The sequence below is a fragment of the Kocuria sp. CPCC 205235 genome (assembly GCF_040980905.1).
In the GTDB taxonomy this organism is placed as follows: Bacteria; Actinomycetota; Actinomycetes; order Actinomycetales; family Micrococcaceae; genus Kocuria; species Kocuria carniphila.
Window position 1 is genome coordinate 1 of sequence record NZ_JAVKPR010000110.1, and the last position, 513, is coordinate 513.

General features: G+C 72.1%; 1 pseudogene. It reads right to left on the bottom strand.

The features are described 5' to 3' along the window. Window positions 1-472, bottom strand: a pseudogene (locus tag RF638_RS16230) (IS1634 family transposase); the annotation flags it as partial. Window positions 473-513: the final 41 nt, after the last annotated feature.

Below are 513 nucleotides of genomic sequence, written 5' to 3' on the forward strand. Positions count from 1 at the left end.
CGTCGTACAGGACCAGCGACAGGTCCCCGTGCCCGGCGGCGTGGGCGAAGCACGCCGCGGCGACCTGGTCGCGGTAGCCGCGTTCCTGGGCCCGGGCCAGGCACCGGAACATCGTGCGCAGCGACGCGTGCGGCACACCGAGCTCGTCCAGCACCCGCAGCGAGTCGGCCTTGCTCGTGGGTTCCACGATCCGCGCCAGCACCAGCGCCTTGAACGCCTCATCGCCCAGGGCATCGAACCCCAACCTGGCGTACGCGCTGGTCAGCACGTGCCACAGCAGTGCGCTGCACTTGCCGGTGATCACCGACTGCCCCGCCGGCACCGCGCCCGCGCTCAGGTCGAGCTCGCCCTGACCCGGGTGTATCTTCACCCGGGCGGCCTCCAACAGCGCGGTCAGCTCGGCCTCGGTGTGCGCTGAGCCCAGGTGCTCGAGGACTTTGTCCCGCCCGCCCCGGCGCTCAGCGATCTGCACCGCCGTCGCCCCCGACGCCGTCCGGACCTTACGCACGAACA